This is a genomic window from Agromyces sp. NPDC058104 (genome assembly GCF_042884835.1).
In the GTDB taxonomy this organism is placed as follows: Bacteria; Actinomycetota; Actinomycetes; order Actinomycetales; family Microbacteriaceae; genus Agromyces.
Genome location: NZ_JBHVTD010000001.1, coordinates 1,357,267 through 1,383,278 on the forward strand (window position 1 = coordinate 1,357,267; position 26,012 = coordinate 1,383,278).

The following is a 26,012-nucleotide window of genomic DNA, read 5'->3' on the forward strand; positions in this document are numbered from 1 at the left end:
CAGCGCCGGCGATGGCCGTCGCCGCTGCCTCGCCTACTCCGCGTCGCGGTCGGCGTGGCCGGCCGTGCGCTCGGTCCGCTTCTCCTCACGGGCCTGCATGCGGGCGACCTTCGCCTCGGCGTCGAGCGCGCTCATCTCTCGCTTCGCGTCGTCGACCTCCCCGAGCGCCGGCAGCACCCACGCGACCGACGGGTTCGAGTCGACGAGCATCATGCGCACGAGCAGGGTGAGCGGCACCGCGAGGATGGCGCCCATCGGGCCGAGTACGACGGCCCAGACGAGCACCGACGCGAACGTGAGCGACTGGCTGAGCGAGACCGCGTTGCCGACGACCTTCGGCTGGATGATCGACTGGATCACCGCGTTGATGAGCCCGTAGACCACGAGCACGGCGACGACCATCGGCCAGCCGCCGACGAGGGCGCCGAAGACGAGCGGCGGGATCAGCGCGATGAAGTAGCCGATGTTCGGGATGAAGCTGCAGAGGAACGACAGCATGCCCCAGAGCGCCGCACCGGGGATGCCGAGCAGGGCGAGGGCGAACCAGTTGATGAGGCCCTGCGCCACGCCGAGTCCGGTCGTGGCGACCATGTAGCGTCGCACGCCGTCGGCGAAGCGCACGAGGCCGGTCGCGACCTCGGGGCGCTTGCGGCCGATGCCGGCGACCACCGTCGGCACGTACGACGAGTCGAAGGTGATGAGGATCAGCATCGTGAGCAGGATCACCGCGAAGGAGATGAACCCCGCAGCACCGCCGAGCAGGCTGCTCACGACACCGCCGATCGCACCGACGATCTTGCCCGGGTCGAACGAGCTCATCAGCGCGTTGACCTGCTCCTGCCCGACGCCGAGGCTCTGGAGCCACTGCGCGGCCGTGGCCGCCCACGACTCGATCTCGGGCGTGTACTCGGGCAGGAGGGTCGCGAACTGCGCGAACGAGATCACGAGGGCGAAGACGAAACCGCCGAGCAGCAGCACGACCGTCAGCAGCACGATGAGGGTGGCGACCCCGCGCGGCACGCCCCGGCGTTCCAGCCCGCGCCTGACCGGATGCACGCAGATGACGAGCACGAGGGCGAGGAACACCGACGAGAAGACGTCTCGGATCGCTGCGATGCCGAACAGGGTGACCACGAGCCCGGCGAGGCCGACCAGCAGGAAGGCGTTGCGGTGCGGAATCGGCGGCGTCATGGTCACCCGGGCCTCGCCCGCGGGCGGCTGGGCGGCCTGCTCTCGCTTCTTGTTCCACCACATGGGTTCCTCCTCGATTCCGGTACCAGTATCGGGGCTCGGCCGCGGCCCGTCATCGTGTTTCTCGGGTGATCCCTCATCCCCCGTCGGCGTCGCCCTGCGGCGCGGTCGCGACGTCGGCGGGCGATGCCTCGGCCTGCTGCGCCTCGGCGGTGAGCGCCCGAACGGGCTCCCGACCGGGGGGCGACGTCGCGTCGTCGGCGCCCGACAGCCGCGCGAGCGTGCGCATCCGCGGATCGCCGTCGATGAAGAGCGCCCGCACGAGCAGTGTCAGCGGGATGCAGAGGATGGCACCGATCGGCCCGATCACGAACGCCCAGAACGCGACCGAGAAGAAGGTGAGCGTGAGGCTCAGGCCGACCGCGTCGCTCACGAACTTCGGCTGCACGAGCACCTGCAGCACGACGTTGATGACGCAGTAGATCGCGATCACGATCAGCATGAGCGGCCAGCCGCCGACGACGAGCGCGAGCACCGCGGGCGGGATGAGGCCGATCACGAACCCGATGTTCGGGATGAAGTTCGTGACGAACGCGAGGATCGCCCACACGATCGGGATCGGGATGCCGACCGCCCACAGCAGCAGGCCGTCGAGCACGGCGACGATCGCGCCGAACGTCGCGTTGACGACGTAGTAGCGGCGCACGCCGCCGAAGTAGCGGCGGGCGATGCCGTCGCCGGTCTCGTCGCCGAAGATCCGGGTGGATGCCGCGCCCGCGGCCGCGCGGAAGCGCGCCCCGTCGACCGCCATGAAGATCACGTAGGCGAGCACGAAGAAGAACGCCGCAGCGAGGCCGAGCACCCAGTCGGCGATGCCGACGGCGGCCTGCCCGAGGACGGCGGGGTCGAGCCATCCCGCTGCGGTCTCGGCCGAGGGCGCCGAGAAGCCGAGCGCCTGCAGCGAGGCGAGCACGCCGTCGGCCGTGGCGGCGAGCTCGTCGGCGTAGTCGGGCAGCACGCCCACGAACTGCGCGGCGGCGTACACGAGCATGACGGCGAGCACCGCGAGGATGAGGTAGCTCACGACGATGACGGCCGTCGAGGCCAGCCACACGGGCCAGCCGGCGCGCTCGAGCGGACGCCGTACGGGAGAGGAGATGATCACGACGACCGCGGCGACCGCGGCCGGGGCGAGCAGGTCGCGGGCGAACCAGACGCCGGCGAACACGACGACCGCGGCGGCGAGGGTGAGCAGCGTGCGCGTGCCGGGAGCCAGGGCCGCCCGCGAGGCATCCATCTAGAAGCTCCCGATTCCCTTGCCGAGCATGACGACGCCGATGACGAGCAGCAGCACGGCCATGACCGTCGCGTTGTTGTGCACGAGCCAGCCGCGCAGCGACTCGAGCGGGCCCGCCATGCGCTGCGACGCGAGCAGGTATCCGATGACGGGGATCGCGACCGAGCACGCGGCGATCAGCACGAAGACCGTGATCGCGATCGCCTGCTCGCCGCCCGACAGCCCGGCAGAGCCGATCGCGACGCCCGCACCGACGCCCATGATGAGGTTCTTCGGGTTGACCGCCGAGAGCAGGAACCCGAGGCCGAGTCCCTTGCCGAACGTCATCTGGTCGATCGCCGACATCCACTTCGGCATCGCCGGCTCCTCGCCGGGCTTCGGGCGGCTCCGCCACTGCCTCAGGGCCAGCAGCAGGAGGAGCGCGCCGAGCAGCAGCTTGACGGTGCCCGCGATCGGCTTCGCGGCATCCGGGTCGCTCTCGGGGACGACCGAGGCGAGCAGGGTGAACAGCACGACCGCGACCACGATGCCGAGCACCCATCCGATGAGGAACCCGACGCTCGTGCCCTTCGCCTTCGGCGAGAGGAGCATCAGGATGGCCGCGATGATCGGGATCGGGCTGATCGCGATCCCGACGGCGAGGGGGAGGATGTCTCCGATGACGCTGCCCATCTGCGTTCCTCTCAGGCCTTGACGAGTTCGGGGAGGCGCCAGCTGCCGTCGAACCAGGGTTCGAGGGGGCCGTAGAGCCGCAGCTCGAGCCGGCCGAAGGGCGTCTCGATCTCGTCGGGGGTGCTCACGCGGCGGATCGCCTCGGCGAGCTCATCGGGAGTCATTCCGGCGGGGTGGGTCACGCATTCTCCTTGGTCAGCGCCGCGATCGCGGCCCGGTTGGTGTCGTAGCTCGGGTGGTCGCCGAGCAGGCCGAGCTGCTCGAGCCGGCGGCGCGCGTCGGCGCGCACCCGGCTGAACGACAACTCGATCTGCTCGCGCTCGAGCCAGGTGAGCAGCGACTCGAAGCTCTCGGCGCCGGTGACGTCGACGTCGGTGACCGCCTCCATGTCGATCACGAGGTGGCGCACCGGGCCGTTGCCGGCCGAGTTCGCCCGCCGGACCGCCTTCTTCGCCGCGTCGGCGAAGACGGCCCCGTTCGCGAAGAACAGCGGTGCCGCGAGCCGCACGACGATGACGCCGGGCGCGGTGACCTCGCCCTTCGGGGCCTCGTCGAGCAGCGAGTCGCCCGGCTCGCCGCTCGATTCGAGCACGTCGATCGCCGGGTTGGCCGCCCGCTTCGCGAGGTTGACGAGCGCGAGCACGAAGGCGACGAGGATGCCGGGGATCGACCCGATGAAGAGGGTCACGAGGAAGCAGGTCGCGCCCACGAGGAACTCGAAGCGGTCGGCCCGCCACAGCTGGCGGAACTCGGCGATGCCGAGCAGCGGCAGGATCGCGACGCCGACGATCGCACCGATCGCGGGCGAGGGGATGTCGGCGAGCAGCGCGGTGCCGAAGAGGAGGAGCAGCAGGGTGCCGGCCGCGAGCACGAACGACGGCAGCTGGGTGCGCGATCCGGCCTGGTCCATCGCCGCGGTCCGCGAGGTCGACGACCCGACCGCGAAGCTGCCCGAGGCGCCGGCGGCGATGTTGCCGAGCCCGAACGCGAAGAGGTCGCGGTTCGGGCTCGTCGCGTAGCCGCGCTTCTCGCCGTAGGAGCGCGACACCAGCAGCCCCTCCGCGGTCGTCACGAGCGTGAGGGCCATGGCCGAGGGGATGAGCGCGAGCCACATCGTCCAGTCGATGACCGGCCAGGTGATGGCGGGCGGCCCGGCCGGCACCTCGCCGAGCACCGAGACCCCGAGCGCGTCGAGGTGCAGCACCACCACCGCGACCGTCGCCAGCACCAGCACGACGAGCGCCCAGGGCACCGCCCTGAGGAACCGCTTGCCGAGCAGCAGCACCGCGACGGCGAGCACCGAGATGGTGAGCGAGACGAGGTTCGTCGTGCCGAGGCCCGTGACGAGCCCGGTGACCTTGTCGACGAACTCGCCGCCCGAGTCGATCTTCACGCCGAGCATCTTCGCGATCTGGCTCACGAGGATGTCGAGGGCGAGTCCGCCGACGAAGCCCACGAGGATCGGCTTCGAGAGGAAGTTCGCGAGGAATCCGAGCTTGAACACCGCGAGCAGCAGGAACATGACGCCGCAGAGGATCGCCTGCGCGAGCGCGAGCGTCGCGTAATCGGCGCTGCCGGCGGCGGCGAGGCCGCCGATCGAGCTCGCCACGAGGGCTGCGGCGGCGGCATCGGGCGAGGCGACCAACTGCCGGCTCGAGACGACGAGGGCGTAGACGATCGTCGGCACGATGAGCGCGTAGAGCCCGGCGGTGGGCGGGAGGCCCGCGATCTGGGCGTACCCGATGTTCAGCGGAATCGCGATCGCGATGAGCGTGACGCCGGCGGTGAGCTCGCGGGCGAGGTTGCGTCGGCTCAGTCCGGCCAGCGGCTTCTGCATCGGGTTCCTTCTCGATTCCATGCGGTCACGGCCGTGCGGGCTCGGCGGGGGCTGTGGGCGGACTGGGTGCGGGCGTCTCGGGTGCCTCGATCTCGAGCGCGGGCGCCTTGGTGACGATGAGCCAGACCGGCACGATGATGACGCACAGCAGCGGCAGCACCAGCGGGTCGCCGACGAGGATCGCCGCGACGAACAGCGCCATCCAGCCGTCGCGGGTGCCGACGAGCACCGTGCCGAGCACGCCGGAGGCGATCGCGAGCGACAACGGCACGTCGGGGAACAGGCCGTGGCCGACGAGCCCGATCGCGACGCCGACGAAGACGATCGGGAAGATGCGGCCGCCGCGGAACCCGGCGCTCGCGGCGACGAGCAGCGCGATGAGCTTCACGACCGCGAACATGGCGAGTTGCGGCACCGAGTACGCCCCGGGGTCCGAGATCAGCTCGCCCGTCTCCTCGAGGCCCTTGAACATCGTGATCGGGCCGCCGATCGCACCGAGCACGCCGAGCACGAGACCGCCCAGCGTCGTGAACACGATCGGGTGCTTGAGCGCGTGGAAGGCGCGGTGCACGTAGGGGAACGCCCAGGCGATCGCGATCGCCGCCACCGCGGCGACCGCGGCGATCAGGAACCCCGAGAGGAGGTCGAACCCGTCGGCCTCCGTCATCGGCTCGACGTCGAACGCCAGCGTCGGCGCGCCGAGCAGGTGCATGGTGATGGCGCCCGCGCCGGCCGCCGCGAGCGGCAGGAACATGCGGTCCCAGAGCGAGCCGCCCGCCTTCACGGCGGCGACCATGCCGGTGAGCACGAGGGCGGCGCCCACGGGGGTGCCGAACAGCGCACCGAGGGTGCCCGCCGCCGAGAGCAGCACGACGAGCCTCGGCGGCACCGCGTTCGACAGCCGGGCGAGCGCCGCGACGGCCAGCGCGCCGTTGATCGCCATGATCGGATTCTCGGGACCGAGGCTGACCCCGCCGGCGAGGCCGAGCACCACCGCGATGAGGAGGCTCGGCAGCACGGCGATCGGGGGCGGCGGCCCCTCGAGCCCGCCCACCGCGGAGTCGGGCCCGGCGTGGCCCGGCATGAACTGGGCCACGAGTCCGACCGCGGCGCCGACGAGGGTCATCACGAGGATGATCCACCACGGCGTCGAGCCGGTCGCCCCGACGAGCGCAGGCAGCTCGGTCCACAGCTGGTCCTGGAGCCACCCCGCCCCGACGTCGAGGAGCCACAGCACGAGCGCGGAGACCGCGCCGATCACGATCGCGGGGATCGAGAGGAGCGCGAGCTGCTTGACCGTCGGCGCGGCGGTGGGATCGATCATCCGGATCTCCTCAGAGTTCCATCGGCGGGGTGAGGGGAGCTGGCGGCAGGTCGCTCGTCACGACCGCCCGCACGCCGCGCGCGGCGAGCGCCGATGCGACCGAGTCGACCACCGCATCGGTCACGGCGACGCCGTGCAGCGGGTGGTGCCAGTAGCGCACCCGGTACACGGCGCGTCCGGCGCCGAGGGTGATGGGCCGCAGCTGCACGCTTTCGTGACGGTGCACCCCCTTGGCGCCCTCGACGGCTTCGACGACGAGCGCTCGCACGGGGTCGGGAGCGGAGACGTCCTCCGCGCCCGTGCCGGGGTCCCACGGGTGCTCGACGCGGACCTCGATCTCGCTCCGCCTCGCGCCGTGCGCCGAGTTGTTGACGAAGCGCTCCCCCAGGAGCTCCGAGTTGGGCACGTGCACCGTGCGTCCGTCGACGGTGCGGATCACGACCGAGCGCCCGTTGAGCTCGGTGACCGTGCCGACGAAGCCGCCGCTCTCGATCTCCTCGCCGACCGCGACCGGGTGGCGGGTCTGCAGCACGACGCTCGCGGCGAAGTTGTCGGCGATCCCGCGCAGCACGAGCACGAGCACGACCCCGACGACGAGCGCGATCGCGAGCACGGGCTGCATCGATGCGCCGAGGAAGCTGAGCGCGATGCCGATGCCGATGAGCCAGATGCCGTAGACGACGATGCGCTCCGCGAGGCGCTGCACGCCGACGGTGAGGTTGGGGACCCTGGCCAGCGCGGCTCGCACGCCTCTGCGGGCGAGCGAGGCCAGGAGCCAGGTCGCGAGCAGGGTCGCGACGATGCCTGCGATGCTCCAGCCGTTCAGCTCGAGCGACGCCCACACATCCCCCATGCGCACCTCCCCACGGCGAGGCTATCGCGACGCGGGGCGCCCGTGCGAGCGACCCGCGCGCCATGATTCCGCGCCACGCCGTGCGTCGCAACGTGCGGGAATCCCTACGCTCGGACCCGTGCTCGCGCTAGTGTCGTGCTCAGGACGGTCACGGTCGGGGGGTACGACGTGCGAGCCAGCTCGGCCAACCCCTTCGAACACGGGGCGTCTCGGCGTCGCAACCGGCGTCGCCCCCACGTATCGAAGAAAGGCTCTTGATGAGCATCTGGGAGAATTTCTGGGACCTGATCTGGTGGTTCCTCTGGGCGTTCGCGTTCATCGCCTACCTGTTCGCACTCTTCGCGATCATCGGCGACCTGTTCCGCGACCAGAAGCTGAACGGCTGGTGGAAGGCGGTGTGGATCATCTTCCTGATCTTCGTGCCGTTCCTCACGGCGCTGATCTACCTGATCGCCCGCGGCAAGGGCATGGCCGAGCGCTCGCAGAAGGAGTACTCGCAGGTCCGGGCCGCGCAGGAGGAGTACATCCGCCAGACCGCCGGCACCTCGGCGAGCCCCTCGGACGAGATCGCCAAGGCCAAGGCGCTCCTCGACTCGGGCTCGATCAACCAGCAGGAGTACGAGGCGCTCAAGGCGAAGGCGCTCTCGCACACCGCCTGATCCCTCGCAACGAACGAAGGGCCGGATGCCAGTGGCATCCGGCCCTTCGTCGTCGTCGCGCTACTCGGCGGGCGTCGACGGCGCGAGTGCCGCGCTGTCGGCCTCCGTCGTGCCCGACGCGCTCGCGGTACGGAGGAACACGATGATCCAGCTGAAGATGAGGCACGCCGCGACGAGCTCGACCGCCGTGAGGTTGTAGTAGCCGGTCGCGAAGAAGATCGCGACGACGATGATGACGAGGACGTAGACGTAGCCGAGTCCCACGAACACCTTCGGCACACTGCGGATGAACCACGGCAGCCCGATCACGATGACGGCGAAGCACACGGCCATGCCGGTCGCGACGGTGTTGTGCACGGCGAAGAACTCGTCGACCGGGAAGATGCCGACGCACGCGAGGAAGATGCCGATCAGCACGAGGCCGACGCGGACGATGTCGCGGCCCCGCTTGTCGGGCGGAGTGCCGACCGGCAGGGTCGCCGTCGCGTAGCGCGCGACGATCGTGACGATCGCGCCGGCCACGATCAGCGTGACGTTGAACGCCATGGCCGAGATGTCGTTCGTCATGCCGAGCGCCGAGAGGTTCTCCTTCCACCAGTGCGGGTCGCTCGCCGAGAGCATGCTCGTGAGCGCGCCGACGACGAGGAACACGGCGAGCACGAGCGAGAGCAGCATCGGGGTCATCCGTGCGGAGGAGAGGAAGGCGACGTACCCGGTGAGCGCGATCGCGACGGCGGCCAGTGCGGTCGCCGGGAGGGAGAACACGACGGCGTCGCGGAAGCTCTGCTCGAGCACCGTCGACAGGGCCACCCAGCCGAGGAGCGCGATGACCGCGTGCGCGATCGCGAGGGCGGCGACGTCGAACCAGTGCAGTCGTGCGCCGGGCACCGACAGGCCCTGGCCGATCTCGCGCCGCAGCGCCGCGTTCTCGGTGCGCCGGGCGAGCACGCGGCCGAGCACGAAGGCGATCACCGCCGTCACGGCTGCGGCGATCGAGACGAACTCGCCGATCGACCCCGCGCCCGAGATGGGCAGGTCGCGCCCCCAGAACGCGATTCCGCTGACGAGGCCGCCGACCACGAAGAACGCCGCACCGACGAGCAGCGCCGCCGACTCGAGCGACTCGACGTTCTGCGCGGAATGTCGCAGGGCCGCACCGACGGCGGCGGGGCGGTGCTCGGGACGGGATGGGGCCTGGGTCGGGGTCTGAGTCACGCTGGCGCTCCGATCTCTCTGTCGGGCACCACTCTAGGGCTGCGGCTCACCCATCTGTGGGATCCAGCACCTCGAGCATCGAGCCCTGCACGAAGCCCGCCCACTCGTACGCCGCACGGAGGTAGTCGTCCCTCGTCTCGGAGTCGACATCGGGCTCGTCGTCGTCGGGGTCGTCGACGCCGACCCGCTCGGCGAGGATGAGCCGCAGGTCGGTGAGGAAGGTGAGCCAGCCCCACGCCTCGGACTGGTCGAGCTCGATCTCGACGAGACCGCTCTCGGACTGCGCGGCGGTCGCGTCGCGGACCCGCTGCGCGGCCTGCCGCTTGCCGTCGACGAGGCTCTCGCGCGTGTAGCGCGCGTACTCGGCCGAGGCCTCGACGTCGTCGGGGTAGGCGCTCGGCAGCAGGCGCCCGAGTGCGGGGTCGTCGGGCTCGCCGAGCAGCAGCACCGAGTCGACCTGGTCGGCGAGCTCGGAGAGGAGCATCGCCTCCTCGGTCTCGAGCACGAGGCGCACGCCCTCGCCGCCGCCCCCGCGGCCCGCGACGATCACCCGTCGCCCCTCACGACCGTCGCCTGCAGGCCGTACCCGTGCATCGCCTGCACGTGCCGCTCCATCGCCTCGCGGTAGCCCGAGGCGACGACGGCGCGCCCCTCGTGGTGGACGAGCAGCATGAGCCGCTCGGCCTCGTCGCGCGGGTACCCGAAGTAGCTGCGGAAGACGTAGCTCACGTAGCTCATGAGGTTGACCGGGTCGTCCCATACGATCGCCCGCCACGGCACCTCGACCACGGCGCGCAGGGCGTCGTCGAGGTCGGGCCGTTCGAGGGTCGTCGTCATTCCTCCAGCCTGACACGATGTGCGCCCGCCCGCATCCCGCGCACACCGCATCCGACTCACGCCGCCCGTCGCGACGCGGTGACCGTGAACTTCGCGTTCCGCGCGATCTGCCCGGTCGGTCCGACGACGCGCTCGAGGACCGGCCGGTAGCGGAGGTGCGAGTTCCACACGCACCACAGCTCGCCGCCGGGCGCGAGCACCCGGGCGGCGTCGGCGAACAGGTGGGCGGCGATGCCGGTCGAGATCGCCGCATCGCTGTGGAACGGCGGGTTGAGGACGATCAGCCGCTCGCTCGCGTCGGCCAGCCCCTCGAGTCCGTCGGCGCGGGTGACGTGCACCCGGTCGGCGACGCCGTTGGCCTCGGCGGTCAGCCGGGCGGATGCCGCCGCCGCCGCCGAGCGGTCGGTCGCCGTCACCTCCAGGGCGGGCCGCGCCCGGGCGAGCCATGCGGCCACGACGCCGGAACCGCAGGCGAGGTCGACGGCGGTCGCGGCATCCGGGACCGCGTCGGCGAGCTGGTCGAGCAGGAACCGGGTGCCGATGTCGACGCCGGTGCCGGCGAACACCCCGCCGTGCGCGACCACCGTGAGCGACAGCTCCGCGTGGTGCGCGCGGCGAGGCCAGTCGGCGCCGGTCGAGGCCGTCGACGACGTTCCCCCCGGCTCGCGCGCGATGAGCACCCGCGACTTCTGTCGAGCGTGCGACACGTCGAGGCGGGCGAACCGACGACGGAGCACCTCGTTCATCGCGAGCGACATGTGCTTGATGCGCCCCCCGGCGACGACGACGACCTCGGGATGCGCGTGCGCCGCGACGAGCTCGGCGACCTCGTCGAGCCGGTCGAGCGCCCTCGGCAGGCGCAGCAGCACGAGGCGCGCGTCGGCGACGAGCTCGGGCGCGAGCGGGGCCGCCGTGACGGCGTCGGCCAGGCCGAGCCGGGCCGCATTCTGCGCGAGCGCCCGTTCGCCGGTCACGAGGTCCTGGTGCACCCGGATGCCTCGTGCCCCCGCGGCGGCCGCGGCGAGCGCGAGCGCCCCGTAGGCGTCGTCGACGACGACGACTTCGCCCGGCCCCGCCGTGGCGATGAGTGCCGCGGCCTCGTCGAGGATCAGGCGGTCCGCGGCATCCGATGCCTCGAGCCCCGGCCCCTCGACGTCGGGGGTGCGCCGCAGGGCGCCGAAGTCGAAGGGCATGCACCCAGCGTACGGCTCGGTGAACTCGTGTCGACGACCTCTCCCGCTCGCGGCATCCTCCCGGCTAGCCTGTCGAATGTCGACACGACTTCTGGGGGTTACGCGATGACCATCGAAGCTCAGCACAGCGGCACCGACGACGTCCACGGCGTCGAGTGGTGGTCGCTCCCCCCTGACGACGTGCTCGCGCAGGCGAAGACGGAGGGGTCGCGCGGACTCACCGCGGCCGAGGCCGAGCGACGACTCGCCGAGGCCGGGCCGAACGCCCTGCAGAGCGCCCCGCCGCCGAGCGTGTGGCGCATCGCGCTGAGCCAGGTGCTCGAGCTCATGACCCTGATGCTCATCGCGGTGACGATCGTGTCGCTCCTCATCGGACAGGTGACGACGGCGATCATCGTGGCGATCCTGGTGCTCTTCAACGTCGTCACCGGCACGCAGCAGGAGGTCAAGGCGCGCCGCAGCGTCGACGCGCTCGCCAAGCTGCAGACGCCGAAGGCGCGGGTGATCCGCGACGGAGCGCTGATCCAGATCGAGGCGACAGGGCTCGTCCCCGGCGACATCGTCGAGCTGGAGTCGGGCGACCTCGTGCCCGCCGACGGCCGGATCCTCCGCTCGGCGAACCTCGAGACGCAGGAGGCCTCCCTCACCGGCGAGTCGCTGCCGATCCCGAAGGGTCCGGCCGAGAACACGGCCGACACGGCACTCGCCGACCGCACGTCGATGGTGTTCCAGAACACCTCGGTCACCCGCGGCACCGCACGCATCGCCGTCGTCGAGACCGGCATGCGCACCCAGATGGGCCGGATCGCCTCGCTGCTCACGCAGGTCGGCGACAAGAAGTCCCCGCTGCAGCTCGAGCTCGACGGGCTGACGAAGGTGCTCGGCATCATCGCCTGGAGCGCCGTGCTCGTCATCGTCGTCATCGGCTTCGTGCGCGGCCAGAGCCTCGACGAGCTGCTGTTCCTCGCCACGGCCGTCGCGATCTCCGCCATCCCGACGGGCCTGCCGGTGTTCGTGCAGAGCCTCCTCGCCTGGGGTGCGTCGAAGCTCGCGAAGGAGCGCGCGATCGTCGCGTCGCTGAACGACGTCGAGACGCTCGGCGCGACGAGCGCGATCTGCTCGGACAAGACGGGCACGCTCACCCTCAACAAGATGACGGTGCGCACGGCCTGGTTCGGCGGCAACAGCTACCGCGTCACGGGCGAAGGCTACTCGTTCGACGGCAAGGTGCTCGGCACCTCCGACGAGCCGCTCGACGCACCGACGCTCGGACTCGCGGTCAGCCTGCCGAACGATGCCACCGTCTCGGCGGAGGGCGAGGTGGTGGGCGACCCGACGGAGGCCGCGCTCGTGGTGCTCGGCGCGCGGCTCGGCATCGACGCCGACCAGGCCCGCAAGGACTACCCGCGCCTCGCCGAGGTCCCGTTCGACTCCGACTACAAGTTCATGGCCACGCTGCAGCGGATCCCGGTGCGGGGCGTGCAGCGACTCGTGCTGCTCGTGAAGGGGGCGCCCGACGTCGTGCTCGGGCGGTGCGCGAGCATGCTCGGCGAGTCGAGGGAGGTGGAGCCCCTCGCCGCCGGATCGGCGACCGCCGAGCTCGAGCGCATGTCGGCCACGGGGCTGCGGACGCTCGCGATCGCCGCCCGGTTCCTCGACGACGCCGACGAGGGCACCGTCGCCGCCGACCCGATGGCGTGGGTCTCGGAACTCGTACTCATCGGGATCGTCGGCATCGTCGACCCCCTGCGTCCCGAGGCGAAGGCCGCCGTCGACATCGCCCACCGCGCCGGCATCGACGTGCGCATGATCACGGGCGACCACGCCGTCACCGCGGGCGCCATCGGCGCCGAGCTCGGGCTGGGGGCGGGGGCCGTGAGCGGTGCCGACCTCAAGCAGATGAACGACGAGGAGCTCCTGCGGCGGCTGCCCGAGCTCCACGTGTTCGGCCGGGTCACCCCCGACGACAAGCTCCGACTCGTCGGGCTCCTGCAGTCGGAGGGCGCCATCGTGGCCATGACCGGCGATGCCGTCAACGACGCCGCGGCGATCAAGCAGGCGAACATCGGCGTCGCGATGGGCTCGGGCTCCGAGGTGACGAAGCAGGCGGCGAAGCTCGTGCTCACCGACGACAACTTCGCGACGCTCGTGCACGCCGTCGAGCTCGGTCGCATCGTGTACTCGAAGATCACCGCGTACCTCCGCTTCCAGATGACCCAGCTGCTCAGCCTGATCATGCTGTTCCTCGCCGCGAGCGCATTCTCGATCGCCGAGGGCGTCGCCCTGTTCCCGGCGCAGGTGCTGTTCATCAACTTCTTCGTGGCGCTGTTCGCGGTGATCGCGATCGCCGCCGACGCCAACCCGCCCGGCATCATGAACCACCCGCCGCGCGACCCGAGGATCGGCGTCGTCAACCGCGTGTCGCTCGTGGAGTGGCTCGTCTACGGCGCGGTCATCTTCCTCATCGCCCTCGTGCCGCTCGTGTGGGGACCCGACGTGCCGAGCCCCGTCGAACCGACGGCATCGATGACCATGGCCTACGTCGTGCTCGGGCTCGCCACCGTGCTGAGCGCCCTGCTCATGCGTCGCACGCCCGAGTCGGGCCTGCTGCCGCCCATCGCCGCGGTCGCGAAGATCCTGGTCTGGCCGGTCGTGCTCATCGTGGCGTCGACCGAGCTCGGACTGTTCCAGCGCATGCTCGGCACCGTGTCGCTGACGGGGTGGCAGTGGCTGCAGTGCCTCGGCCTGACGCTGGTGCTCCTGGTCGTCGTCGAGGGCGACAAGTGGCTGCGGCGGCGCCGGATCGCGAACCGCGCGGCGGTGTCGCCGGCGGTGGCGTCCACTGGCGTCCACTGAGGCGGCACCACGCGCCGATTCGCCGATCGCGTTCGCTGGGTGCGGCTCACGGACGCGTTTGCTACCCTCGGTGCCGCATGCAGGACGCACGAACCGGGGGACGGCGGGCGGCGCGGCAGGAGGTCGCGACGCCGGTGACGCGTCCCCGGGTCGGCGCACCGGCCCGATCGCGAGCACCCCGCCGTTCGCTCGTCGCGGCAGCCGTGGTCTCGGTCTTCGGCCTCCTCGCCGGCCTCGCGCTGGCGCCGCTGCCGCAGCCGGGCGGATCGCTGCCGACGGCGGCGGCTGATGCCGCGCTGCACGAGGATTCGCAGGCAGTTCGGGTCGGCGCCGACGTCGCGGCGCCGGCCGTCTCGCGGGAGTCCTACGTCGCCACCACCGGCTCGCAGACCCTCGTCGCCGGCGGCACGAACGTGGACTGGGCGAAGCTCGTGCTCGTCGAGGGCGGCTGGCCGCTGAGCGACGAGAACGTGACGTTCATGATGCGGTGGATGCGGCAGGAGAACGGCGCCGACAACTGGTGGAACCGCAACAACCCGCTGAACAACGGGCAGGGCTCCGGCGGCGGTTCGGGCCTCGGCAGCTACCCCACCCTCGTCGAGGCGGCCTACTACGCCGCTGAGAACCTGCAGTCGGGACGCTATCCAGAGGTCGACGCGGCCCTCGCGCGCGGCGATTCGGCCGACGCGACCGCCCAGGCGATCTGGGCCTCGGTCTGGGCGTCGAGCCACTACGGCTACGGCACGCACTGGAGCTCGCGCCCCTACGAGGTCATCGAGGCGCCGGCCTCGGCCTGGGGCCGCTGAGGCCGATCGCACCGCAGCACTCCGCGCGAGCCGCCCGGCTCGTGCGTGATCAGCGCGACGCGCGCTGGGCCCGGCCCGCGAAGACGCGACCGAAGAGCCACCACACGAGCCAGCCGATGCCGACGGTGACCGCCAGTGCGCACAGCACGAAGACCGTGAGCGGGGCGGGATCGCCGCCGAAGAAGACGAGGCCGGTTCCGCCATCGACGACCGCGGCGACGACGAAGGTCAGGACGAAGTAGACGACGCCGTTCACGAACAGCTGGACGACCAGGCCGATGCCGGCGGACGACCAGGTCACCGCGTGCGGGGCGGGGTGGCCGCGACGCCGCAGCGCGACGACGCTGCCGACGATGCCGGCGGCGAAGGCGACGACGCCGAGCAGCACGGGGACGACGACGAGCCAGGGCTGCGCGGCGACCGCGCCACCGCCGACGAGCGTCGTGAGGAACCCGACGATCGCCGCCCCGCCGAGCCCGCCGGTGGCGAGGCCGACGACGACGAAGACCGCGAGCACCACGACGAAGACCAGCGCGGGCAGCAGGCCGATCGAGAAGCCGAGCGTCACGAGCGGCAGCGCCCAAGCGCCGACCGGTCCGGCCGATCGCACGGGCGCGCCGGGGCCGGACGCCGTCGCCGCGCCCGCCGTCGGCGCCCCAGCCGGGGCCGGCGCGACGCCGCTCATCCGCGCTCCAGCGGGCGCCAGACGACGACCGCGTTCTCGCGGCGCACCCGGGTGCCGGCCTTGAGACTGATCACCTCGCCCGCCGAACCGGCCGCGAAGACGCGACGGCCGGGGCGGTTCAGCATCTCGTCGGCGAGCGCGCCCTCGAGCTCGCGCACCCGCGCGCGCAGGGTCGCGACCTCCTCCTCGAGCCCGAGCACCCGGCGGATGCCCTCGAGGCTCACGCCCTCGCTCGAGAGCTGCGCGATCTCGCGCAGCTGGACGACGTCGTGCATCGAGTAGCGCCGCGACTTGCCCGCCGTACGGGTGGGCGAGACGAGACCCAGCCGGTCGTACTGCCGCAGCGTCTGCGGGTGCATGCCTGCGAGCTCGGCCGCGACGGAGATCACGAAGAGCGGGCTCCTCTCGTGCACCTCCATCACCTAGCCCTTCGCCTTGGCGAGCAGCTCGTCGCGCGGGTTCTCGTCGGGCAGCGCGGCGGCGAGCGCCTCGACGGCCGCCTGCGCGTCCTTCGAGAGGTGCGACGGCACCGCGATCTGGACCACGGCGAGCAGGTCGCCGGTGCCCTTCTTCGTCTCGACGCCGCGGCCCTTCACGCGCAGCACGCGTCCGCTCGGCGTGCCGGGCGCGACGCGGAGCTTCACGGGGTCGCCGCCGAGCGTCGGCACCTGGATGGTCGCGCCCAGTGCGGCCTCGGCGAAGGTCACCGGCACGGTGACGCGGAGGTTCAGGCCGTCGCGCTCGAAGACGGGGTGCTTGCGCACGTTGACGGTGAGGATGAGGTCGCCCGCCTCGCCGCCGTCGGGCGAGGGGTGGCCCTTGCCGCGCAGCCGGATCTTCTGCCCGTCGGAGACGCCGGCGGGGATGCGCACCGTGATCGGCTTGCCCTCGGCCGTCTGCAGGGTGACCTGGTCGCCCTTGGTCGCGGTGACGAAGTCGAGCGTGGTCGTGGCGGTGACGTCGCGACCGGGAGTGGGGCCGCCGAACCCGCGGTAGCCGCCCGTCGACTGGCCGAAGCGGCCGCCGCCGAAGAGCCCGCCGAGCAGGTCGTCGTAGTCGCCGCCCTGCTGGAAGGTGTACGACTGGCTGCGGCCCGGCCCGCCCTGGCCGAACATTCCGCCGAAGACGTCGTCGAATCCGCCGGCGCCGCCCGCACCGCCGGGCGCGGTGAATCGCGCGCCCGAGCCCATCGCCCGGATCGCGTCGTACTCCTTGCGCTGCTCGGGATCGGCGAGCACGGAGTGCGCCTCGCTGATCTCCTTGAACTTCGCCTCGGCGGCGGCGTCGCCGGCGTTGGAGTCGGGGTGGTACTTTCGCGCGAGCTTGCGGTAGACCTTCTTCAGCTCCGCGTCGCTCACGTCCTTGGAGACGCCGAGCACCTGGTAGAAGTCCTTGTCGAACCAGTCCTGACTGGCCATCGGCACCTCCTCTCTCTGAGTCTGTCTGAAACGGGTCCGGTGGTCGAGTAGTGCGCATCGGGACCTGATGCTCGGTCCCGAGACGCGTCGCTACTCGACCACCGGGTGGTTCGCTACGCCGACGGGGTCGTGACGACGACCTTCGCCGCGCGGAGCTGCACGCCGCCCAGCATGTAGCCGGTCTCGACGACGTCGGCGACGGTGTCGACCTCGACGTCGGCGCTCGGCTGCTGGAAGATCGCCTCGTGACGCTGCGGGTCGAACGGCTCGCCGACCTCGCCGAAGGCCGTGAGCCCGAGCCTCTCGACGGCGCCGCGGAGCTTGGCGGCGATCGTCGCGAAGGCTGAGTCGCCCTCGAGGTCGCCGTGCTTCTCGGCCCGGTCGAGGTCGTCGAGCACCGGCAGCAGCACGGCGACGGCCGCGCCGACCGCGCGCTCGCGCTCGACCTCGCGGTTCGCCTCGGTGCGCTTGCGGTAGTTCGCGTACTCGGCGGTGACCCGCTTGAGGTCGGCGAGATGCTCGTCGCTCGGGTCCTGGACCTCGGCGTTCGCCGCGTTCAGGATGTCGTCGACCGTGAGCTCGGCCTCGTCGTCGAACGAGCCGGATGCCTCGGCGCCCGAGTCGTTCGAGGCGCCCGCCTCGGGGGCGCCCTCCTCGGGCGCCCCGTCGGCCTCCGGCTGCCGAACCTGACCGGTCTCGGGGTCGATCCTCCGCTTGTCGCGGATGACCGGCTCGTCCTTGTTCTGGTTCTGCTCGTCGGTCATGGCTACTTCTTCTCGTCCTCGTCGTCGACGACCTCGGCGTCCACGACGTCCTCGTCGGAGGAGTCGTCGGAGGCCTGGCCGGTCGCCGAGGCGTCCTCGCCGGCCGCGGCGGAGGCATCCGCCTGCGACTGGGCGTAGATCGCCTCGCCGAGCTTGGTCTGCGACTGCGACAGCTTCTCGAACGCGGTCTTGACCGCGTCGTCGTCGTCGCCCGCGAGGGCCGACTTCAGCGCGTCGACGTCGCCCTGCACCTCGGACTTGACGTCGGCGGGGAGCTTGTCGTCGTTGTCCTTGATGAGCTTCTCGACCGAGTACGCGAGCTGCTCGGCGGAGTTGCGGGTCTCGGCCGACTCGCGGCGGGCCTTGTCCTCCGCGGCGTGCTCCTCGGCCTCGCGCACCATGCGCTCGATGTCGTCCTTCGGGAGGCTCGAGCCGCCCGAGATCGTCATCGACTGCTCCTTGCCGGTGCCCTTGTCCTTCGCGGACACGTGCACGATGCCGTTGGCGTCGATGTCGAAGGTGACCTCGATCTGCGGGATGCCACGGGGCGCGGGCGCGATGCCGGTCAGCTCGAACGTGCCGAGCGCCTTGTTGTCGCGCGTGAAGTCGCGCTCGCCCTGGAAGACCTGGATCGCGACCGACGGCTGGTTGTCGTCGGCGGTCGTGAAGGTCTCCGAGCGCTTGGTCGGGATGGCCGTGTTGCGCTCGATGAGCTTCGTCATGATGCCGCCCTTGGTCTCGATGCCGAGGCTGAGGGGGGTGACGTCGATGAGCAGCACGTCCTTGCGCTCGCCCTTGAGGACGCCCGCCTGGAGGGCGGCGCCCACGGCGACGACCTCATCGGGGTTGACGCCCTTGTTGGGCTCCTGGCCGGTCTCCTTCTTGACGAGCTCGGAGACCGCGGGCATGCGGGTCGAGCCGCCGACGAGCACGACGTGCGCGATGTCGGAGAGCTTGACGCCGGCCTCGCGGATGACGTCTTCGAAGGGCTTCTTCGTGCGGTCGAGCAGGTCGCTCGTCATGTTCTCGAACTCGGCGCGCGTGAGCGTCTCGTCGAGGTTCGCGGGGCCGTTCTCGGTGAGCGAGAGGTAGGGCAGCTGGATGGAGGTCTTCAGGTTCGAGGACAGCTCCTTCTTGGCCTGCTCCGCGGCCTCCTTGAGGCGCTGCAGGGCGATCTTGTCCTTCGAGACGTCGACGCCGGTCGAGTCCTTGAACTTCTTGATCAGCCAGTCGACGACGCGCTGGTCCCAGTCGTCGCCGCCGAGGCGGTTGTCGCCGGCGGTCGCGCGGACCTGGATGGTCGAGAAGTCGTCGTCCTTGCCCACTTCGAGCAGCGAGACGTCGAAGGTGCCGCCGCCGAGGTCGAAGACGAGGATGAGCTCGTCCTCCTTGCCCTTGTCGAGGCCGTACGCGAGCGCCGCGGCGGTGGGCTCGTTGATGATGCGGAGCACGTTGAGGCCCGCGATCTCGCCGGCCTCCTTCGTGGCCTGGCGCTCGGCGTCGTTGAAGTACGCCGGCACGGTGATGACCGCGTCGGTGACGGTGTCGCCCAGGTACTGCTCGGCGTCGCGCTTGAGCTTCTGCAGGATGCGGGCGGAGATCTCCTGCGGCGTGTACTTCTTGCCGTCGATCTCGTCGGTCTTCCAGTCGGTGCCCATGTGGCGCTTGACCGACGCGATGGTGCGGTCGACGTTGGTGACGGCCTGGCGCTTCGCGGTCTCGCCGACGAGCACCTCGCCGTCCTTGGTGAACGCCACCACCGACGGGGTGGTGCGGAAGCCCTCGGCGTTCGCGATGACGACGGGCTCGCCGCCCTCGAGCACCGAGACGACCGAGTTGGTGGTTCCGAGGTCGATTCCTACTGCACGTGACATGTGTTTCTCTCCTTCTCCCGGCGGGCGGCGGTCGAGCGGGGCCGCGCGCAGCGCGACGCCCCTCGAGCCCCTTCGCCGGATACCGGTTCGGCCTTCCTGGCCCGCAACCGAAGTCAGATGCGCCAAGACTTGAGCCTTGACGACTCAAGCCTCCCAGCGCCGAATGAACGTGTCAAGTCGAGCCGGTGAAACTTGAGTGTACTTGACTCAACTCACGGCTGCCGCTCAGTATTCCACCCCGAGGCAGTAGCCTGCCGGACATGGACGCGCGCGAGCAGGACGAGCAGCTCGTCGCCGCAGAACTCGCCCGGTACGACCGCGAGCTGCGGCGCTACCGCAAGCTGCGCAGCCGGATCGAGGCCGACTTCGCGCGGCGCATCGAGGCGGCCGGCTTCCGCTACTTCCAGGTGACGGCGAGAGTGAAGTCGCGGGAGTCGTTCGAGCGCAAGGTGCGCCGCGCGCCCGACCGGGAGGTCCGGGACATCCTCGGCGTGCGCATCATCGCCCACTTCGAGGGCGACCTGCCCGGCATGGAGCAGGTCGTGCGCGAGGCGCTCATCGTCGACGACGACTCCTGGATCGACAAGTCTGCGCTGCTTCCGCTCGACGCCTTCGGCTACCGCTCGGTGCAGTTCGTCGGCCTCCTGCCCGACGGGCAGGAGGCGGGCGACGATGCCGAGCCGACCGGGACCCAGCTCGAGGTGCAGCTGCGCACCGCGCTCTCCGACACGTGGTCGGAGCTCGAACACGATTTCCGGTACAAGTCGGCCCGCCAGCTCCCGCGCGAGGTCGACCGATTGTTCGCCCTCTCGGCGGCGCTGCTCGAGCAGGCCGACGACAACCTCGACCTCATCCGCCGCCAGGTCGAGGAGGCCCGCACCGCCGCGCCGACGGGCGACGGCGGCGGCGAGCGCGGCTACATCGGCCGGTTCATCCAGTACGACGGCGACTCGCGCTCGCTCGACCAGATCATCACCGCGGCCCTCGATGTGCCCTTCGGTGCCGTGACCGGCTCGGGTCGCGAACTGCGCAGCGTCGTCAGGGCCGCGGGCTGGCTGCAGTACGACGCACTCGCCGAGGGCTTCGCCGAGTACTCCGAGCTCGGGCGGCGCCTCGCGATCGCCTGCGCGAGCAGCACCCACGACATCCTGCTCACCGACGCCGAGCCGCAGCGGCCCCCGCGCTCGTTCCGCGGCATCGGCGTCTACTGGACGGCGATGGCCGCCGCGCTCGTCGCCGGCGCCTCGCTGCGCGAGAGCCGGGTGCCCGACGGCCGACTGGCCGAGTACCGGGTCGTCGCGCGGCACCTCTTCGAGCACCCGGATGCCTCCGCCCTCGCGACCCGCAGCAGCTACGAGCGGGTGGCCGCGCCGGTCGGCACTCTCGACGACGCCGCGTTCCCGCCCATCGAGCTCGGCTGAGCCCGGCGCCTCCGCGCCGGGCCGCGCCTCGCCCTTCCCGCCGCCAGGCGAAGCGAGGAGAATCGAGGCATGAACGACACCGAAGAGGGACGCACGCCGACACGATCGCTCTCCGAGGCCGACTGCTGGGAGCGGCTCTCGCGCGCCCCGTACGGCCGCATCGCGATGGCCGCCGGCGGCGAAGTCGACATCTTCCCGGTGAACCACGTCGTCGACGCGAGCGGCGCGAGCGGGCCGGTCATCGTGTTCCGCACCTCGGCCGGCACGAAGCTCCTCGAGCTCACGATCCGCCATGGCGTCGCCTTCCAGATCGACGGGTTCAGCGACACCGAGGCGTTCAGCGTCGTGGTGAAGGGCACCGCGGAGGAGTTCGACCGCGCGAGCGAGATCGAGGCCGCCGAGGCGCTCGGCGTCACCCCCTGGGCACCCGAGTCGAAGGACCGCTGGGTCCGGATCATCCCGAGCGAGGTGCACGGCCGCGAGTTCGATCGGGCCCGCGCGGGCGACTGACGACTCGGCCGCGGTTGCGCTTCCGGGGCATCCCTGAGACATCCGGTCCCACTCGCCGATAGTGTGCCGGAATGACCCGACGATTCGTGTCGCGCGCCCTGACTGCGACGTCCGCGGTCGCGTTGCTGCTCCTGAGCGGATGCACCGCCACCACCCCGACGGCCTCGCCGAGCCCGAGCGAGACGACGACGGTCGCGGAGCCCACCGCGACGGGGACGCCCGTTCCGACGGCCGAGCCCGTGACGTGCGAGACGGTGCTGACGCCGGAGGCGTACGCCGAACTCGAGGCCGACGGGCTGACCGCGCGCGACGTCACGGCGCTGACGCCGTTCATGGGCGAGCTGCTCGACGCCGGCGCCCTCGGCTGCCGCTGGGCGAAGGACCAGACGGACATCGCGCTCTGGGTCGCCCAACTGCCGGTCGACGATGCGGCCTGGCCCGAATGGGAGGCGGCGCTCGCCGCGGCGGGCTTCGAGGCGGGCGACGACCCCGTCCCGGGGGCGTACCTCGGCACCGTCGACCCGGGCAGCGGCATCGCGCCCGTCGTGGTGCGGACCGACGACGCGATCACCTACGTGAGCGCCCCGACGTTCGCCGTCTGGATCGCCCCCGCCGGCTGACGCCCCGCCACCCGACAGTCCGTCCTCCCCGGGGCCGCATCCCGGACGCACGACGCACGGCACGGGGCATCCCGCCTGATTGAATCGAGGGATGCCCCGACTCGCCGAGACCGCCCGATGAGCCCGCTCGAGTTCGCGGCCCTGCTGCTCGGCGGCATCGCCGCCGGCGGCATCAACTCGGTGGTCGGCTCGGGCTCGCTCGTGACGTTCCCGATCCTGCTGGCGTTCGGCTACCCGCCCGTGCTCGCGAACGTCACGAACAACGTCGGCGTGCTGCCCGCCTCGCTCGTCGCCACGTTCGCGGGTCGCGCCGAGTTCCGCGGCGAATGGCGACGCCTCGGCGTCTTCCTCTGCTTCTCGGCGGCGGGCGGCGTGACGGGCGCACTCCTGCTGCTGCAGCTGCCGAGCGAGGCGTTCGACATGATCGTGCCTGCGCTCATCGTGCTCGCGCTGCTGCTCGTGGTCTTCGGCCCGCAGATCAAGCGGTGGACGGCGCGGCTGCACGGCCAGGCCGAGCACCACGACCACCCGGTCGCGACGATGGCGGTCGCCGGGCTCACGGCGGTCTACGGCGGCTACTTCGGCGCGGCGCAGGGCGTGCTGCTGCTGGCGCTCCTCTCGATCACCATGGCGGGTCCGCTCATCAGGGCGAACGCGTACAAAAACGCGATGGCCGCCACCGCGAACCTCGTCGCCGCGCTCGTGTTCGTCGCGGTCACCGAGGTCGCCTGGCTCGCGGCGCTCGCGATCGCGGTCGGCGCCTTCATCGGCGGGGCGCTCGGCGGCCGCTACGGCAGGCACATCCCGCAGGCGGCGTACCGCGTCGTGATCGTGGTGATCGGCGTCGCGGCGCTCGTCTACTTCATGGTGCGATAGCCGACGGCGCAGCGGCTCACGTCGGAGGGGGCCGAAGGCCGCCGTCGACCGCCGCGGCGACGAGCGCTGCCATCGCGGCCGGGATGCGCGTCGCCTCGAGCGCGCCGACGAGGATCGGCGCGAACTGCGCCTTGCGCCCCGCGTGGGTGCCCATGAAGCGGCGCAGCTGCGCGTCGAGCTCGCGCCCGCGCTGGAACGGCTGCCGCTGGAACGTGCGGAACCGCGCGAGCTCGCCCTGGTCGGCGAGCAGCTCCTCGACGCGGGCCGGGCCGAGCGCGCGGATCAGCTCGCCCTCGAGGTCGGGCTCGCACGAGTAGAAGCCCAGTTCGTCGAGCGGGGCGCCGACTCCCCCGAGCCCCGCGTCGTCGACGGCTCGGCGCACGTAGGCGGTCTCCGCCGCGTCGAAGAGACCGAGCACGCGACGAGCCGAGCCGCCGCCCGGGGCGTCCGCCTCCGCGGCGAGCGCGGCGAGATGGTGGTGCAGGTTCGTCACGCCGCCCATCGAGACGACGGCGGCGTCGGCCGCCGCGAGGTCGGCGCCGAGGCGCACGGCGAGCGCCTCGATGGCGAGCCGGTCGCTCTCACCCTCGACGAGCACCACGGTGGATGCCTCGGCGATGACCACGGCGCGCATGCTGCGACCCTACTCCGACACCCTCCCCCGTCTGGGTCTACCGGCGGCGCGCGTGCGCGTCTAGAGTCGGCCCGTACGCAGGCCGGACGATGGGGGGAATCGTGAACAGGATGGGCGCACGACTGCTCGGCGGCGCGACCGCCGCGGCGCTGGTGCTCGGCGGCCTGGGCGCCGTCGGCGCCGCAGCGGCACCGAAGGGACCCGGCCCCCGGTACACGGCGGGCGCTTCGGGCGCCGGTGACGCGTACTTCCCGTTCGCGGGCAACGGCGGCTACGACGTGCGGCACTACGACCTCGACCTCGACTACGCACCCCCTGCCCCGGCTCCGGCCCCGCTCGAGGGGCGGCTCGACGGCACCGCGACGATCGACCTCGTCGCGACCCGGGACCTCGACCGGTTCAACCTCGACCTCCGCGGCATGGAGGTCGAGTCCCTCACCGTGAACGGCAGGCCTGCGGCCGAGATCGCGCCGCCCGCACCCGGCGCCACGGTCGACGGCGCCGCGTTCTGGCACGTGCAGGACGACGATGCCCGCGTGTGGGAGCTCACCGTGCAGCCCCGGCCGAAGCTGAAGGCCGGCCAGCAGGTGCAGGTGGTGGTCGAGTACGGCGGCGTCACGACGCGACCGGAAGACATCGAGGAAGCGCTCTACGGCTGGGTGACGACGCGCGACGGCGCCATGGTCGCCAGCGAGCCCGACGGCTCGATGACCTGGTACCCCGTCAGCGACCACCAGACCGACAAGGCGAGCTACAGCTTCGCGATCACGGTGCCCGAGGGCAAGGTCGCCGTCGCGAACGGCATCCAGCCCCGGCCCGCCGAGACGGCGGGCGGGTTCACGACCTGGTACTGGGACGCCCCCGACGAGCAGGCGAGCTACCTCACGACCGCCTCCGTCGGCGACTTCGAGCTGCGGCCGCCGACCGCCTCGGCGAGCGGGGTGCCGATCATCGACGCCGTCGACCGCGACCTTACGCCCGGGCGCCTCGAGACGACGAACGCCAGCCTCGCCCGCCAGGCGGCGATGATCGACTTCTTCGAGAGCCGCTTCGGCCCGTACCCCTTCGTCGCGTTCGGTTCCATCGTCGACGACGACACCATCTTCTATGCGCTCGAGACCCAGACGCGACCGGTGTACTCGCGTCAGGCCGCCGAAGGCACGGTCGCCCATGAGCTCGCGCATCAGTGGTTCGGCAACGCGGTGAGCCCCGAGCGCTGGCAGGACATCTGGCTGAACGAGGGGTGGGCCACCTACGCCACGTGGATGTGGACGGAGGAGAACGGCGGCCCGACCGCGCAGCAGAGCTACGACGACTGGTACGACGAGTCCCGGGCCGCCGACTACTGGGAACTGCAGATCGGCGACCCGGGCCCGCTGGGCCTGTTCGCCGAGCAGGTCTACGATCGAGGCGCCGCGACCCTCCACGCGCTCCGCGTCGAGGTGGGCGACGAGGCCTTCTTCATCGCCACCCGCCTCTGGCTCGAGCGCTTCGACGACGGCGCGGCGACCGCCGAGGACTTCCAGGCCGTCTACGAAGAGGTGTCCGGCGAGGATCTCGACGAGTTCTTCGAGATCTGGCTGGTCGACCAGGTCAAGCCGCCCGCCGACTGGGTGCAGCCGTAGCCGCGGCGCGCAGCCGTACGATGGCGGGATGACGAGCGCCCCCGAGCCCGAGCCCGGCAGCGCCGCGGACGTCGTCCGCTCGTGGGACGCCCGCGCCGACCACTACCTCGAGCTGTTCCGCGACGAGCTCGAGGGCAAGCCGCACGATCTCGCGCTGCTGGCCGGGTTCGCCCGCCGTATCGGCCCACGCGGCAGGGTGCTCGACGTTGGCTGCGGCCCGTGCGGGCACGTCGCCGCCGCCCTCGACGCCCACGGGCTCGAGGTCACCGGCCTCGACCTCTCACCTCGATGCGTCGAGCTCGCGCGCCGCGAGCGGCCCGGGCTGCGCTTCGAGCTCGGCGACCAGCGCACGCCCGACCTCGCCGCCCTCGACGGGCGCTTCGACGGGATCGTGTCGAACTACTCGCTCCACGACCAGCCGAAGGCGATGCTGCACGGCACCTTCGCGGCGTGGGCCGCCGCGCTCAGGCCGGGCGGCCGGCTGCTGGTCGTGGCGAAGGCGGGCGCCGCCGACGGGGTCGCGGCCGACCCGCTCGGCTCGGGCATCGCCGTCTACTGGGCCGAGTTCTCGGCGGAGGAGCTCGCGGCGGCGGCGGAGGCCGCGGGGTTCACGGTCGAACGGCTCGCCGATCGCGCGCCCTACGAGCAGGAGATCGCGTCGCAGCGGCTGTACCTCGAGGCATCCCTGCCGGGGGAATCGGGTCTGGACGCGAGCCGCCGCGCCCCCTAGACTGCCCAAGCCGCGTGCAACGCGCGGTATCGGGTCCGGAGCATCCGGCTGAAGGAGAGGAGACGACCATGGCTGTCCTTGTCATGCCCCTCGACATCCCTTCATCCTGCGAGGC

Annotated in this window: 26 protein-coding genes; 9 read left to right on the forward strand and 17 right to left on the reverse strand. The window is 71.7% G+C overall.

All coding sequences use genetic code 11. The annotated features are described in order from the left end of the window. Nucleotides 1–33: 33 nt before the first annotated feature. The 7 genes from ACFVTH_RS06430 to ACFVTH_RS06460 all read right to left on the reverse strand — a co-directional run bounded on the left by ACFVTH_RS06430 (nt 34) and on the right by ACFVTH_RS06460 (nt 7,174). Nucleotides 34–1,254, reverse strand: coding sequence for an AI-2E family transporter (locus ACFVTH_RS06430; RefSeq protein ID WP_387087951.1), 1,221 nt, complete (start codon nt 1,252–1,254; stop codon nt 34–36). 73 nt (nt 1,255–1,327) lie between these two features. Beyond that, a complete protein-coding gene (locus ACFVTH_RS06435; RefSeq protein WP_387087954.1) occupies nt 1,328–2,488 on the reverse strand; it encodes an AI-2E family transporter in 1,161 nt (386 codons plus the stop codon). Then, nucleotides 2,489–3,160 (reverse strand): GAP family protein, encoded by a 672-nt coding sequence (locus tag ACFVTH_RS06440; protein WP_387087957.1) that lies wholly within the window; start codon nt 3,158–3,160, stop codon nt 2,489–2,491. Between the two features lie 11 nt (nt 3,161–3,171). Then, nucleotides 3,172–3,342, reverse strand: coding sequence for a hypothetical protein (locus ACFVTH_RS06445; protein ID WP_387087960.1), 171 nt, complete (start codon nt 3,340–3,342; stop codon nt 3,172–3,174). After that, nucleotides 3,339–4,997 (reverse strand): SulP family inorganic anion transporter, encoded by a 1,659-nt coding sequence (locus ACFVTH_RS06450; RefSeq protein ID WP_387087963.1) that lies wholly within the window; start codon nt 4,995–4,997, stop codon nt 3,339–3,341. Before ACFVTH_RS06450 ends, ACFVTH_RS06445 begins: the two co-directional genes overlap by 4 nt. Nucleotides 4,998–5,022: 25 nt before the next feature. Continuing rightward, on the reverse strand, nt 5,023–6,321 hold the full coding sequence (locus ACFVTH_RS06455) for an ion channel protein (RefSeq protein WP_387087966.1): 1,299 nt from the start codon (nt 6,319–6,321) through the stop codon (nt 5,023–5,025). Nucleotides 6,322–6,331: 10 nt separating this feature from the next. Further along, nucleotides 6,332–7,174, reverse strand: coding sequence for a mechanosensitive ion channel family protein (locus tag ACFVTH_RS06460; RefSeq protein WP_387087969.1), 843 nt, complete (start codon nt 7,172–7,174; stop codon nt 6,332–6,334). A 257-nt stretch (nt 7,175–7,431) separates the two neighbouring features. Between ACFVTH_RS06460 and ACFVTH_RS06465 the strand changes: the two genes are divergently transcribed. Then, entirely contained in the window at nt 7,432–7,833 is a 402-nt protein-coding gene (locus tag ACFVTH_RS06465) for an SHOCT domain-containing protein (protein ID WP_387087972.1), read from the forward strand. Nucleotides 7,834–7,893: 60 nt separating this feature from the next. Here ACFVTH_RS06465 and ACFVTH_RS06470 read toward each other — a convergent pair whose 3' ends face one another. Genes ACFVTH_RS06470 through ACFVTH_RS06485 form a run of 4 tightly spaced genes read right to left on the reverse strand, consistent with a single transcriptional unit; the run spans nt 7,894 to nt 11,078 of the window. After that, complete coding sequence (locus tag ACFVTH_RS06470; protein ID WP_387087975.1) at nt 7,894–9,048, reverse strand: DUF998 domain-containing protein; 1,155 nt, start codon at nt 9,046–9,048, stop codon at nt 7,894–7,896. 46 nt (nt 9,049–9,094) lie between these two features. After that, nucleotides 9,095–9,598, reverse strand: a complete 504-nt coding sequence (locus tag ACFVTH_RS06475) for a DUF2017 family protein (RefSeq protein ID WP_387087978.1) — start codon at nt 9,596–9,598, stop codon at nt 9,095–9,097. Continuing rightward, nucleotides 9,595–9,885, reverse strand: a complete 291-nt coding sequence (clpS, locus tag ACFVTH_RS06480; protein WP_387087981.1) for an ATP-dependent Clp protease adapter ClpS — start codon at nt 9,883–9,885, stop codon at nt 9,595–9,597. Before clpS ends, ACFVTH_RS06475 begins: the two co-directional genes overlap by 4 nt. 56 nt (nt 9,886–9,941) lie before the next feature. Further along, the gene (locus ACFVTH_RS06485; protein ID WP_387087983.1) at nt 9,942–11,078 is read right to left on the reverse strand and encodes a class I SAM-dependent methyltransferase; all 1,137 of its coding nucleotides are present in this window, start codon (nt 11,076–11,078) and stop codon (nt 9,942–9,944) included. Between the two features lie 105 nt (nt 11,079–11,183). Here ACFVTH_RS06485 and ACFVTH_RS06490 point away from each other — a divergent pair, with 105 nt between their 5' ends. Together ACFVTH_RS06490 and ACFVTH_RS06495 are read left to right on the forward strand one after the other, a co-directional pair. Beyond that, nucleotides 11,184–13,934 carry a cation-translocating P-type ATPase gene (locus tag ACFVTH_RS06490; protein ID WP_387087986.1) on the forward strand — a complete coding sequence of 917 codons (2,751 nt, stop codon included), beginning with the start codon at nt 11,184–11,186 and terminating at the stop codon, nt 13,932–13,934. Nucleotides 13,935–14,011: 77 nt separating this feature from the next. After that, on the forward strand, nt 14,012–14,740 hold the full coding sequence (locus ACFVTH_RS06495; RefSeq protein WP_387087989.1) for a hypothetical protein: 729 nt from the start codon (nt 14,012–14,014) through the stop codon (nt 14,738–14,740). Nucleotides 14,741–14,789: 49 nt separating this feature from the next. Here ACFVTH_RS06495 and ACFVTH_RS06500 read toward each other — a convergent pair whose 3' ends face one another. The 5 genes from ACFVTH_RS06500 to dnaK all read right to left on the reverse strand — a co-directional run bounded on the left by ACFVTH_RS06500 (nt 14,790) and on the right by dnaK (nt 19,481). Beyond that, nucleotides 14,790–15,425, reverse strand: coding sequence for a hypothetical protein (locus tag ACFVTH_RS06500; RefSeq protein ID WP_387087992.1), 636 nt, complete (start codon nt 15,423–15,425; stop codon nt 14,790–14,792). Further along, entirely contained in the window at nt 15,422–15,844 is a 423-nt protein-coding gene (locus ACFVTH_RS06505) for a heat shock protein transcriptional repressor HspR (RefSeq protein ID WP_386941301.1), read from the reverse strand. Before ACFVTH_RS06505 ends, ACFVTH_RS06500 begins: the two co-directional genes overlap by 4 nt. A 3-nt stretch (nt 15,845–15,847) precedes the next feature. Then, nucleotides 15,848–16,843, reverse strand: a complete 996-nt coding sequence (locus ACFVTH_RS06510; RefSeq protein WP_387087995.1) for a DnaJ C-terminal domain-containing protein — start codon at nt 16,841–16,843, stop codon at nt 15,848–15,850. A 113-nt stretch (nt 16,844–16,956) separates the two neighbouring features. Beyond that, entirely contained in the window at nt 16,957–17,607 is a 651-nt protein-coding gene (locus ACFVTH_RS06515; protein WP_387087998.1) for a nucleotide exchange factor GrpE, read from the reverse strand. Between the two features lie 2 nt (nt 17,608–17,609). Further along, a complete protein-coding gene (gene dnaK, locus ACFVTH_RS06520; RefSeq protein ID WP_387088001.1) occupies nt 17,610–19,481 on the reverse strand; it encodes a molecular chaperone DnaK in 1,872 nt (623 codons plus the stop codon). Nucleotides 19,482–19,741: 260 nt separating this feature from the next. Between dnaK and ACFVTH_RS06525 the strand changes: the two genes are divergently transcribed. From ACFVTH_RS06525 to ACFVTH_RS06540, 4 genes are all read left to right on the forward strand, one after another. After that, complete coding sequence (locus ACFVTH_RS06525) at nt 19,742–20,902, forward strand: GTP pyrophosphokinase family protein (protein ID WP_387088004.1); 1,161 nt, start codon at nt 19,742–19,744, stop codon at nt 20,900–20,902. Between the two features lie 69 nt (nt 20,903–20,971). Continuing rightward, entirely contained in the window at nt 20,972–21,412 is a 441-nt protein-coding gene (locus ACFVTH_RS06530; RefSeq protein WP_387088007.1) for a pyridoxamine 5'-phosphate oxidase family protein, read from the forward strand. 71 nt (nt 21,413–21,483) lie between these two features. After that, a complete protein-coding gene (locus tag ACFVTH_RS06535; RefSeq protein WP_387088010.1) occupies nt 21,484–22,032 on the forward strand; it encodes a hypothetical protein in 549 nt (182 codons plus the stop codon). A gap of 117 nt (nt 22,033–22,149) precedes the next feature. Next, on the forward strand, nt 22,150–22,908 hold the full coding sequence (locus ACFVTH_RS06540; RefSeq protein ID WP_387088013.1) for a sulfite exporter TauE/SafE family protein: 759 nt from the start codon (nt 22,150–22,152) through the stop codon (nt 22,906–22,908). A 16-nt stretch (nt 22,909–22,924) separates the two neighbouring features. Here the strand turns inward: ACFVTH_RS06540 and ACFVTH_RS06545 are convergent, their stop codons facing one another. Next, entirely contained in the window at nt 22,925–23,542 is a 618-nt protein-coding gene (locus ACFVTH_RS06545; RefSeq protein WP_387088016.1) for a TOPRIM nucleotidyl transferase/hydrolase domain-containing protein, read from the reverse strand. A 110-nt stretch (nt 23,543–23,652) separates the two neighbouring features. Between ACFVTH_RS06545 and ACFVTH_RS06550 the strand changes: the two genes are divergently transcribed. Both ACFVTH_RS06550 and ACFVTH_RS06555 read left to right on the forward strand, forming a co-directional pair. Continuing rightward, entirely contained in the window at nt 23,653–25,167 is a 1,515-nt protein-coding gene (locus ACFVTH_RS06550; RefSeq protein ID WP_387088019.1) for a M1 family metallopeptidase, read from the forward strand. A 28-nt stretch (nt 25,168–25,195) separates the two neighbouring features. After that, nucleotides 25,196–25,897, forward strand: coding sequence for a class I SAM-dependent methyltransferase (locus tag ACFVTH_RS06555; RefSeq protein ID WP_387088022.1), 702 nt, complete (start codon nt 25,196–25,198; stop codon nt 25,895–25,897). The last annotated feature ends 115 nt before the right edge of the window (nt 25,898–26,012 follow it).

Coding starts and splice junctions, on each gene's coding strand:
- ACFVTH_RS06510 (WP_387087995.1), bottom strand. CDS start 16,843: ATGGCCAGTCAGGACTGGTTCGACAAGGACTTCTACCAGGTGCTCGGC.
- ACFVTH_RS06550 (WP_387088019.1), top strand. CDS start 23,653: ATGGGCGCACGACTGCTCGGCGGCGCGACCGCCGCGGCGCTGGTGCTC.
- ACFVTH_RS06490 (WP_387087986.1), top strand. CDS start 11,184: ATGACCATCGAAGCTCAGCACAGCGGCACCGACGACGTCCACGGCGTC.
- clpS (WP_387087981.1), bottom strand. CDS start 9,885: ATGACGACGACCCTCGAACGGCCCGACCTCGACGACGCCCTGCGCGCC.
- dnaK (WP_387088001.1), bottom strand. CDS start 19,481: ATGTCACGTGCAGTAGGAATCGACCTCGGAACCACCAACTCGGTCGTC.
- ACFVTH_RS06495 (WP_387087989.1), top strand. CDS start 14,012: ATGCAGGACGCACGAACCGGGGGACGGCGGGCGGCGCGGCAGGAGGTC.
- ACFVTH_RS06500 (WP_387087992.1), bottom strand. CDS start 15,425: ATGAGCGGCGTCGCGCCGGCCCCGGCTGGGGCGCCGACGGCGGGCGCG.
- ACFVTH_RS06435 (WP_387087954.1), bottom strand. CDS start 2,488: ATGGATGCCTCGCGGGCGGCCCTGGCTCCCGGCACGCGCACGCTGCTC.
- ACFVTH_RS06440 (WP_387087957.1), bottom strand. CDS start 3,160: ATGGGCAGCGTCATCGGAGACATCCTCCCCCTCGCCGTCGGGATCGCG.
- ACFVTH_RS06525 (WP_387088004.1), top strand. CDS start 19,742: ATGGACGCGCGCGAGCAGGACGAGCAGCTCGTCGCCGCAGAACTCGCC.
- ACFVTH_RS06530 (WP_387088007.1), top strand. CDS start 20,972: ATGAACGACACCGAAGAGGGACGCACGCCGACACGATCGCTCTCCGAG.
- ACFVTH_RS06555 (WP_387088022.1), top strand. CDS start 25,196: ATGACGAGCGCCCCCGAGCCCGAGCCCGGCAGCGCCGCGGACGTCGTC.
- ACFVTH_RS06465 (WP_387087972.1), top strand. CDS start 7,432: ATGAGCATCTGGGAGAATTTCTGGGACCTGATCTGGTGGTTCCTCTGG.
- ACFVTH_RS06545 (WP_387088016.1), bottom strand. CDS start 23,542: ATGCGCGCCGTGGTCATCGCCGAGGCATCCACCGTGGTGCTCGTCGAG.
- ACFVTH_RS06515 (WP_387087998.1), bottom strand. CDS start 17,607: ATGACCGACGAGCAGAACCAGAACAAGGACGAGCCGGTCATCCGCGAC.
- ACFVTH_RS06450 (WP_387087963.1), bottom strand. CDS start 4,997: ATGCAGAAGCCGCTGGCCGGACTGAGCCGACGCAACCTCGCCCGCGAG.
- ACFVTH_RS06540 (WP_387088013.1), top strand. CDS start 22,150: ATGAGCCCGCTCGAGTTCGCGGCCCTGCTGCTCGGCGGCATCGCCGCC.
- ACFVTH_RS06485 (WP_387087983.1), bottom strand. CDS start 11,078: ATGCCCTTCGACTTCGGCGCCCTGCGGCGCACCCCCGACGTCGAGGGG.
- ACFVTH_RS06505 (WP_386941301.1), bottom strand. CDS start 15,844: ATGGAGGTGCACGAGAGGAGCCCGCTCTTCGTGATCTCCGTCGCGGCC.
- ACFVTH_RS06430 (WP_387087951.1), bottom strand. CDS start 1,254: ATGTGGTGGAACAAGAAGCGAGAGCAGGCCGCCCAGCCGCCCGCGGGC.
- ACFVTH_RS06535 (WP_387088010.1), top strand. CDS start 21,484: ATGACCCGACGATTCGTGTCGCGCGCCCTGACTGCGACGTCCGCGGTC.
- ACFVTH_RS06460 (WP_387087969.1), bottom strand. CDS start 7,174: ATGGGGGATGTGTGGGCGTCGCTCGAGCTGAACGGCTGGAGCATCGCA.
- ACFVTH_RS06455 (WP_387087966.1), bottom strand. CDS start 6,321: ATGATCGATCCCACCGCCGCGCCGACGGTCAAGCAGCTCGCGCTCCTC.